This is a genomic window from Halobacillus seohaensis, assembly GCF_042663045.1.
In the GTDB taxonomy this organism is placed as follows: Bacteria; Bacillota; Bacilli; order Bacillales; family Halobacillaceae; genus Halobacillus_A; species Halobacillus_A seohaensis.
The window spans coordinates 1-9,064 of the sequence record NZ_JBHSZV010000071.1 but is presented as its reverse complement, the minus strand read 5'-3'; the positions used below and the strand labels follow the sequence as shown (position 1 = coordinate 9,064).

The following is a 9,064-nucleotide window of genomic DNA, read 5'->3' as shown; positions in this document are numbered from 1 at the left end:
TGTTTTTCTTGCCATCCTTCCTCATTCCTTCCGTTGGGGTTTAGATGATTTTATCTTACCATGATTTGGGTACATTCCCATAGTTATTAGCGATTTTATAGAGCATGTGCTATAATTTTCCCAACGAATGAAATGAGAAGGGCGCACTTATACAAACTATCGTTTGTGTGCGGTTGCTTTCGCAACAAAGACTCGTATCCTCCTGATCGGATACATAAACCCTATTCGCTTATCAGCGATTCAAAAAAAGAAAGGGAACAATCTTCGATTCTCCCCTTTCTTTTTTCGTCTTATGGGGATTCACGTGGTGTTATTAAAAGGAGGTGTTCTCATGGCTATTTATCATTTTTCAGCTCAGATGATTTCACGAAGTAAAGGCCAATCAGCTGTTGCTGCATCTGCTTATCGTTCAGGTGAACGTTTGCACGATGAACGAACGGGTGAAACGAAATATTATCAGCGTGACATTCAGCCGGAAACCATGATTTTGTCGCCTTCTCATTCTCCAGCATGGGTGAATGAGCGAGAACGCCTTTGGAATGAAGTAGAAAAAGCGGAAAATCGTAAAAACTCTCAACTGGCCCGAGAAATCAATATTGCGATTCCTCATGAACTTTCTCATGCGCAGCAGGATGATTTGATTCATGATTTTGTGCAAAAGCAATTCGTTCATCAAGGGATGATCGCAGATGTAGCGATTCATAGGGATGATCCGAATAATCCTCATGCGCATGTCATGTTGACGACTCGTGAGATTTCAGAAGATGGATTTACGAAGAAAAATCGTGATTGGAATGATCGGAACTTCATTCAACAATGGCGTGAACAGTGGTCAGAGCAAGCCAACCATTCCCTAGAAAAAGAAGGATTCGAAGAACGAATTTCGCATCTTTCTCATGAAGAACGTGGATTCGAACAACAACCCACCGTTCATCTCGGCCACGTGGCTCATGAGATGGAAAACCGTGGCGTGGAAACGGATCGTGGGAATATCAATCGTGATCGTCAAGCGTATAATCAAGTTGTCGTAGATCTTCAAACCTATCGTGAGGAAAAGAAAGCCCTGGAGCAAGAAAAGGCACGCAAAGAGCAGGAAGCGAAAAAGGTTGCAAGCTTTAATACTCCTCAAGAGCGTATTCATTTGCAGCAAGCTTCTCATGTATTAAAAACTGAACCTACGTTATCCAATATTGCTGAACGAATGGACCAACTTGATCAATGGAAAAATCGTTTGGAAAACAATAGCCAGTATTTACGTTGGAAAGATACATCCATCAAAGAAGCTTCGGATCAGTACCGTTGGATGCACTCCTTCACTCGTAGAATGGGCGAAGAACAACGTAGGATTGAGGAGATCAACTGGATGAATCCATTGAAAGTGAAGGAAAATCGTGCGATTAAAGATAAATCTGAAAAGCAAATCGCTCATTTTAAAGAGGAAATTGCTCACCATGATCAGAAGTTGAATGACTACCGTGAGAAGCTGGGATTCAAAAACGAACAAGGGTTTAGACAGATTGAAAACAACTATAAACAGGAACGTCCCAAGCAGATGGACAAAAATATGATGCAACGTCGGACCTTAAACCAAGAACGCAAGACGTTACAGGACGCACAGAGAGCTAATGAGAACTCTTTTGTACGAAGAGTGGCAGCGAGATATCCTGATCGACCAGAAATGGATCATATGAGCTTTAAAATAGCTCGCGCATTAGATTCTGTGAATACCCATTTTAATAAAGTTATATCGATTGATTCGATGGAGCAGCACGTTAAACATATGCGTGGATTATCCCGGAAACTTCACGGACAAATCAACGATATATCTCAAGAGACCGACCGACTTGAACAATGTGAAGGGTACTTAAAAAACTATCAGAAGGCTCAAGAACTTGTTGGAAAATACCAAAACGATCCCATTCTCAAAGGCAAAAGAGTCTTTTCCAAATCGCACAAGCAAGAGTATAACAATGCCTTATCCGAACGTGATACATTTGCCAAGCTTTTGAAACAAAATGGAGTGGAACATCAGGCGGATTTAGCTGAACAACAATCATCTGTCAGCAAAATGACTACCCAGTTGCCACAATTTCAAGAAAAAGCGGAACAAACTGAAAAAGAAAGTGATTTCTTTGGGGCTATTCTTGAAGGGATTGAACAAGCAGGTAGGGCTATGGAACACCATCAGAGTCAACGAGAGAAGAAGTTACAACGAGGTAAGGGTAAAGATTATGGATTGGAAAGATAAACATAGAAAAAGGCCTCTATATGGTGGATAGAGACCTTTTTCCTTGCTCGCCTATGAGCATTTATTAACTATTATTCGTATATCACATTTTGAATATAGTTATGCTAACAAGGAGGTTTATAAAAAATATAGTAAGTGCTTCTATTTTCCATGTTTATTGAATTCTTGTGATAACAAGATGTGCGGAAACAGGCACTGCTCCTCCAGCGAGAGGAGTGATGGTTAGTGCTGTGGAATTGGCGGCAGGATTTCGTACAGTAAGTATAGAATTAATTACTGTTGTTTCAACAAGAGCCATTCCTACTAACTGAGAAGTACCAGTTGCTCGCCCGACGACTGTATATGCAAGTTCAACAGTTCCTCCTCCAGAATCGAGGGTTAAAACCAATTGACCTGCTTCGGTAACACTCACTTGAAAAAAGACTTGATAAATACCAATATCAGCCAAGTTAAATGTATCCGCACCAGCACGAGAAATCTCCCCCCCACTGGAAGAAGGACCATCTTCAGGAAAATCTACGTCTCCTCCAGCTGCTACTGTTGCAGCATTATCAGGTGGCATTAGCGCATAAAAATCAGCAAATGCTAATAATCCTCCTGCTGGTCCCTGCTCTCCTTGTTCCCCCTGTGGTCCCGCTACACCCTGCTCTCCCTGTGGTCCTGCTGGTCCTGCTACACCCTGTTCTCCCTGTGGTCCTGCTGGTCCCGCTACACCCTGTTCTCCCTGTGGTCCTGCTGGTCCCGCTACACCCTGTTCTCCCTGTGGTCCTGCTGGTCCCGCTACACCCTGTTCTCCCTGTGGTCCTGCCGGGCCTTGAGGTCCCCTTCGACCAGGCGGGCATACACATTTTTCTTTTTTCTTTCTTCGTACCGAATATATTGGAGGACAGCATCCACTATATTTTTTCACCATAAAAGTCACCTCAATAAGTATTTATCTCATTATATGTAGATGTTCTTACCAATGCTTGGATGATTATCACAGCCCCTCGTAATTACTACTATATTTATATATTTTTTCAAACGTAACATATTAGATAAAAAGTTACGTTCATTTTGCTGATTTAATTGAGTTTGTTCCTTTTCCGTCTTATACTGGATGTAATATAAAAAAATGTTACATTCAAAATACGCAGTTGATAGGATGAAGGAGCTGTCGAAATGACATCTAAACGAGGGGAAATCAAGGACGTTCAACCGATTCGAGATCTAGCGAAGCTGGAAGATATGAAGTGGGCTTTACAACGATTTTGTGGAGATAGAGATTACATTATGTTTCTTATGGGCATTAACGCCGGTTTACGTGTGGGAGATTTATTGCAATTGAAAGTGAAGGGTGTCCGAGGTAAAAAGGAAATAAAGTTGAAAGAAGGTAAGACAAAAAAACCGCGAACGGTCAGCTTATATAATATTTATGATGAAGTGAACACGTACATAGACACGTTAGAAGGTGCGGAGTGGTTGTTCCCTAGTCGTAAGGGCGATCAGCCAATCAGTCGAGTTCAAGCTTATCGACAGTTACATAAGGCGGCAAAGATGGCCGAAGTGGATGGCGTGGGGACTCATACCATGCGTAAAACGTTTGGTTACTGGCATTATAAACAGTTTAAGGATATCGCTGAATTGCAGGAAATCCTTAATCATTCGCACCCCGAGATCACGAAGCGATATATCGGAATCACACAAGAACAGATAGCTAACAATCTGAAAAACTTTGCGTTGTAGGTATGTTTGTGGGAAACCTCTAAAATTTATTGGATGTTTGATAGTCTCGTTCATGGTGGGTTTGCAGGATTCTACGCATAGTAGATATACTTATAGTAAGAATGATAGATTAGCGGAGGTGTGAATGAATGGAAAAGTGGCTATCGGTATCAGAGGTCATGGAGAGGTCAGGATTGACCGAAAGTACGGCTCGGAGGTACATTCGTAATCATCAGAGGTTCCTCAAGGTAAGAAAAGGGAAACGAAAAAGCTATCAGATTCATGAAAGTGAATTGGATATTATTAAGCAGATTCGTGACTGGTATGGTGAAGGCAAAGGAATTGATGATGTTGACGAGTTGCTCCAAGATCAAGGAATCACCATGACTGTTACGGTGAATGATGGTGAAAAGGAAGTGGAACAAACCGTTAGTGAAGCCTTGTCAGAGTTGAAAAAGAGCATGGATGAACAGAAGGAATTTAATAAAAAATTATTAGAAGAATTGGACAAAAGAGACAGATATATCTCAGAAAAGTTGGATAAAAGAGATGAACAGTTAATGAATGTGATGAATGAATCAATGGAAGCGAAGAAGCAGATTGCTACTGCTGCTGAAGCTGAATCGGTTCATGAAGAAGAACAGAAGGATCCCGAAAAGAAAAAATCTTTTTTTAGTCGATTATTTAATAAATAGTTAGATGAATTGTGGGACTTTTAAGTTGGAATGAAATCAGAGCGAGAACCATCCAGTTTTCAAAGGAATGACGAAACATTAGAGGGGAATGAGAGAGCAAAAAAGACTTGAACAAGAGAAGCCCAAGTCATCATTCTGGAATCGTTTATTTGGTGGATACAGGATGAGATAGTCAATCAAGTGAAATTAGCGACGAGACTCCTGATAAAACCTATTTGCTAATGAGCCATTCTTTCCGTTTCACCTTGTGTTGAGTAATCGTTCAACATCTTCCGCTAATTGTTCAGGTGTTCTTCCTTCTTTCTCTTCCTTTGGGCTTTTTTGTTTTTTAAGCCATTCTGGAATAATTTCTGATGATGTTTCCTCTACCTTCGCTTCATACCCCTGTTCAAAAAGCTTTTCTTTGTCATTGATAATATGGATCATCAATCCAACTGGATTATTGGCATTTCCTTGTTTGAACCTGAGATTGGCAGTTTCGACTAGCAGTTCTAATTGATTTATGTACTCGTCTTTGGTGTAAATCTTTTTTGCAACACTTTCCATGTGTTTAAACCCTTCAAGAGAAAGCTCATATCCATCTGCAAGATCATTCAATTCATCGAATAATTCCTTATCGAATTGGTCTGTTTTTGATTTTTTAATTTTTATTTCTTTTTCATTATAGTGCTTAATCAGAAATTCAATTTTGATAACCTTACGACTTTTACGGATTTCTTTAAAGCTCACTTGTATATCTGTTTTATCGTTTAATTCTTTAATAGCAGGATTTAAAACTCTGCTTTTAAGATGTCCATATTGTTTATACTTACCCTTTTTAACTCCCAATTTCTCTTTTAAATCTTTGACTGGAACCCCCAATTTGCCAAGATGCTGCCACTTTTTCATTAATTCATACATTCGTATAGAATAAGCACTTTTTAGAGATAAGATATTACTTAAACGATAAGAAGTAAATGCTTTTTTTAATTGCAATAAGTAAGGTTTTAATTCAGGAACGAATTTTAACTTTATAATACCTTCTCCTTCAATATATTGAGCCACAGAAACCCAATGAGTCAGTAACCAACCACCATCTTTTGTAGGTATCTCAATCACTTTGGCCATTAAACTTTCAATAATGTCTTTTAGCTCTGTGTATTTCTCCCGCCCTTCAAGTCCTAACAATTCGTGAAAGTCACGCACTGAAATATCATACGTCATAAAATCCTCATCACTTATTTGGATCATGCTGACCATAGTCAGTATGATCTTTTGCTCTCTAGCACTCAAAGGATGTTTATGTCTTGCTTCAATTAAGTCATTGGATTTTGTTACTAAATAACTTTCATTCATTAAAATCCCTCCACCTATCACACGAAATGTGATTTGTGATCGATAATACCTATCTATTATTCTATAATAGTCCATAAACAAAGTAAAATCACACGAAATGTGATTTGTGATAGTTCGAACCGAAAGTGTGATAGTTCGAACCGAAAGTGTGATAGTTATCGAACCGAAAGTGTGATAGTTCGAACCGAAAGTGTGATAGTTCGAACCGAAAGTGTGATAGTTAAGTCCTCAAAAAGCTGTCACACCAACTACTCAAGAGACTTCTAAAACAGTATTTAAAACAGTATTTAAAACAAAGATCTATAAAACAACAACAACATGATAATCAAAAAACAGTCCTGTTGATTTTAAAAAGGGAATATTAAATTAAAATAAAAAAACATCATCAGTTCATAGGTAATCCTGCGTGAGAGAAACAAAGACCCCCCTACAGATTGTTTTAATAGTTTAATGGATAGATAACACTTTAATTTAAAAAAAGTGCGCACAAACCTATTTAAAACGCTCTTATAATTAACCTTATATAGGTTAATAAACAAAGTAACCCTTCACAAAGTTTAAAAAAGATCCTAGGGTCGGTGGTATTTTCAATATGTTCTTCTCCCAATTCATAATCCAATGTTTCATCTGATGTCAATGTGCGACAAAAAAGTATATGAAAATGTAGTTAAAAGTAAAAATCTGATAGATCATCCAAGCATTAGAAAGACTATCAACATATCATAAGATAAATGCTTATTGAGGAGGTGATTTTTATGGGCAAAATCCGAACATATAGTGGATGCTCTCCGATATATCCGGTACTAAAAGCGAAAAAACAAAAATGCAAATGTCCACCTGGGCGAAGAGGACCAGCAGGACCAACAGGGCCAACAGGGCCAGCGGGGCCAGAAGGACCTCCAGGTGAATCAGGAACTGGCTCAACCTTCTTTACCACACAAGCAAATGATCCAGTCAACCTGCTTACTTCTTCTCCGATAGTAATGGACCTTCCGCCTTTAACAACTTCAGAAGGTCAACAAATAAAGTTGGATTCAACGTTTAGATTGTTTTTCTCAACAGGAAGTGTGACTAACTATTCGTTAAACGTGAACTACCAACTAGTGAGATTAGGTACTAGTCCTACTACTTTGACGACTGCACCAGTGATTCGAACTAGAACGTTTTCCTCAAATACAACAACATCAGATACGTTTACGCCAAATATCACGTGGATTGATACACCGCCACCAGGTACACACACTTATAGAATTATCATTACAAGAGTCACTGCGACGAATATTACAACCTTGCAAGTTACAAATCGAGCATTAAATGCAGTCGCACAGATTACCGTAGACCCTTTTAATATCTATGTTAGGGCTGGGGAAGTAGATGGAGATGGAAGTCAAGAAAACCCATTTGGAACAATTCAAGAAGGGATTGCAGCAGTAGCCACAACAGGAACAGTTCATATATTAGAAGGAACGTACCCTGTTGTGTCTCAAATAAATGTTAATAAACAAGGAATCACTTTACTTGGATACCCAGGAAATATGATAGTGCTACAAGCACCAGTCAATCCATTCTTGGTAACTGGAAATGCAATAACTCTTGAAGGATTAACTATGACAAGTGATATTCCGTATCCTAGGGAATTTATTCAAATTGGTGGAAGTGATCATAGGATAGTAAATAACACTATTTATGGACCTGAACAAGCGCCTCCATCAAGTGGCTGGGTAACAAATCGTGCAATTGTTACACAAGCAAACAATATGACAAACCTCTTAATTGAGGGAAATACCTTCCATTCACTTCGACAACCTGCATATTTAAATCCAAACACAACTGGAGATATCATTAACAACGTTGTGTACAACACTCGTGGTTGGGTAGTAGACAGGGCCGTCTTTGTTTTCTCAGGAAATTCATGGGGAATTCCTGAAAACTTTGTTGACATTGCTTTGTTGGCGGGAACTCAAGCCGGCCCTCCTTATGATCCACTGTCAGAGTTATCGGATAATAATAGTGATGCTACAATTGACGATCAAAGATAGTATTACAACTCAACATTTGAAGCAATAACGTGGAGAACATAAAATATTTCTAACCTATCGAAGGATTATTTTATGCCTATTTGACTATAGGGTGCTTATGTTGAATAAAACCGTATTAAAACAGCTCAAACATATGCAATGATTTATTCATAATCGTATATGTTTTGGCTGTTTGTTTTATATGCAAAATAATATACTGCCATTTAAAATATAAGTTAAATGCCAAATACACGTAGTTAACAAAACTTTAGTTATTTCTCGATTTAACAAAACAATTGATGTATTATTTAATTAATACATCAATTGTTTTGTAAGGAGGTATAAGATGACTCAATATAATGTTGATCAAGCTTTAGAAAAATTGAAGCATTATAAAATTACCACGCATAAAGAAAGTCTTCGCCGTTGGCTGCGAAATGGTACGTTAAAGGGTATGGCTCCAACTTCTCGAAAAGAAGGATGGAGAATCAATGAATCTGATTTATGGGCATTTATTCAAGAACGTGTTCCAGAAGAACTAGTAGAATCGACTAATGCAACAAATGTTGTTAAAGATAACAATGATCGAGAAAGTGTGCGAGCCGAGATGTGGTGGGAAATGGTTCGTAAGAATATGTTTGAAGGATCTATGGATGTCAAAAAGATGGATATAAAAGCATGTATCGAACACAACAAGCACTCTAAGGACTTTGAAGCTTATGTGTGGGAAAAGATCAATGAGCATACGTGGCAAGCTAAACCACGCATTCTGTATTTGCTGGATGCGTTTCTATTCAATGGCCACCGCATTAAAATGGATCATTCATTTGAAGAACTGGAAGAACAGATTTTGTTTCCCTTGATCGAGTATTTACGAAGAAAAAGGACCAACAAGTAACGCAATGATTGTTGTGTTACTTGTTTATAGTTCTGTTGTGTTCTTTTGATTGTTCTATATCAATCTTTCTCAATTCTTCTTTATTTTTTTGCACCGTTTTTTTTAACCCCACAGCGATCTGTTCAGCTTCTTTTTCCCCTTCTATATCAAAATACTTCTCAAAGAT

At 38.4% G+C, this 9,064-nt stretch carries 7 protein-coding genes; 5 read left to right on the top strand and 2 right to left on the bottom strand.

Annotation, left to right across the window (positions count from 1 at the left end):
- The first annotated feature begins 331 nt into the window (after positions 1-331).
- Entirely contained in the window at positions 332-2,248 is a 1,917-nt protein-coding gene (gene mobQ, locus ACFQIC_RS21020) for a MobQ family relaxase (protein ID WP_204712329.1), read from the top strand.
- A 154-nt stretch (positions 2,249-2,402) separates the two neighbouring features.
- Here mobQ and ACFQIC_RS21015 read toward each other — a convergent pair whose 3' ends face one another.
- Complete coding sequence (locus ACFQIC_RS21015) at positions 2,403-3,161, bottom strand: collagen-like protein (protein WP_390217872.1); 759 nt, start codon at positions 3,159-3,161, stop codon at positions 2,403-2,405.
- A gap of 248 nt (positions 3,162-3,409) precedes the next feature.
- Here ACFQIC_RS21015 and ACFQIC_RS21010 point away from each other — a divergent pair, with 248 nt between their 5' ends.
- The gene (locus ACFQIC_RS21010; protein ID WP_204712324.1) at positions 3,410-3,973 is read left to right on the top strand and encodes a tyrosine-type recombinase/integrase; all 564 of its coding nucleotides are present in this window, start codon (positions 3,410-3,412) and stop codon (positions 3,971-3,973) included.
- A gap of 128 nt (positions 3,974-4,101) precedes the next feature.
- Positions 4,102-4,647, top strand: coding sequence for a helix-turn-helix domain-containing protein (locus tag ACFQIC_RS21005; RefSeq protein WP_204712325.1), 546 nt, complete (start codon positions 4,102-4,104; stop codon positions 4,645-4,647).
- Between the two features lie 240 nt (positions 4,648-4,887).
- On the opposite strand, the gene ACFQIC_RS21000 is transcribed toward ACFQIC_RS21005, so the two are convergent.
- On the bottom strand, positions 4,888-5,982 hold the full coding sequence (locus ACFQIC_RS21000; RefSeq protein WP_204712326.1) for a replication initiation protein: 1,095 nt from the start codon (positions 5,980-5,982) through the stop codon (positions 4,888-4,890).
- 755 nt (positions 5,983-6,737) lie between these two features.
- Between ACFQIC_RS21000 and ACFQIC_RS20995 the strand changes: the two genes are divergently transcribed.
- On the top strand, positions 6,738-8,021 hold the full coding sequence (locus ACFQIC_RS20995; protein WP_390217870.1) for a right-handed parallel beta-helix repeat-containing protein: 1,284 nt from the start codon (positions 6,738-6,740) through the stop codon (positions 8,019-8,021).
- A 325-nt stretch (positions 8,022-8,346) separates the two neighbouring features.
- Positions 8,347-8,898 carry a hypothetical protein gene (locus ACFQIC_RS20990; RefSeq protein ID WP_204712327.1) on the top strand — a complete coding sequence of 184 codons (552 nt, stop codon included), beginning with the start codon at positions 8,347-8,349 and terminating at the stop codon, positions 8,896-8,898.
- The last annotated feature ends 166 nt before the right edge of the window (positions 8,899-9,064 follow it).

What these genes read in the sequence shown, in the direction of transcription:
- mobQ (WP_204712329.1), top strand. Translation starts at nt 332, where the DNA reads ATGGCTATTTATCATTTTTCAGCTCAGATGATTTCACGAAGTAAAGGC.
- ACFQIC_RS21015 (WP_390217872.1), bottom strand. Translation starts at nt 3,161, where the DNA reads ATGGTGAAAAAATATAGTGGATGCTGTCCTCCAATATATTCGGTACGA.
- ACFQIC_RS21010 (WP_204712324.1), top strand. Translation starts at nt 3,410, where the DNA reads ATGACATCTAAACGAGGGGAAATCAAGGACGTTCAACCGATTCGAGAT.
- ACFQIC_RS21005 (WP_204712325.1), top strand. Translation starts at nt 4,102, where the DNA reads ATGGAAAAGTGGCTATCGGTATCAGAGGTCATGGAGAGGTCAGGATTG.
- ACFQIC_RS21000 (WP_204712326.1), bottom strand. Translation starts at nt 5,982, where the DNA reads ATGAATGAAAGTTATTTAGTAACAAAATCCAATGACTTAATTGAAGCA.
- ACFQIC_RS20995 (WP_390217870.1), top strand. Translation starts at nt 6,738, where the DNA reads ATGGGCAAAATCCGAACATATAGTGGATGCTCTCCGATATATCCGGTA.
- ACFQIC_RS20990 (WP_204712327.1), top strand. Translation starts at nt 8,347, where the DNA reads ATGACTCAATATAATGTTGATCAAGCTTTAGAAAAATTGAAGCATTAT.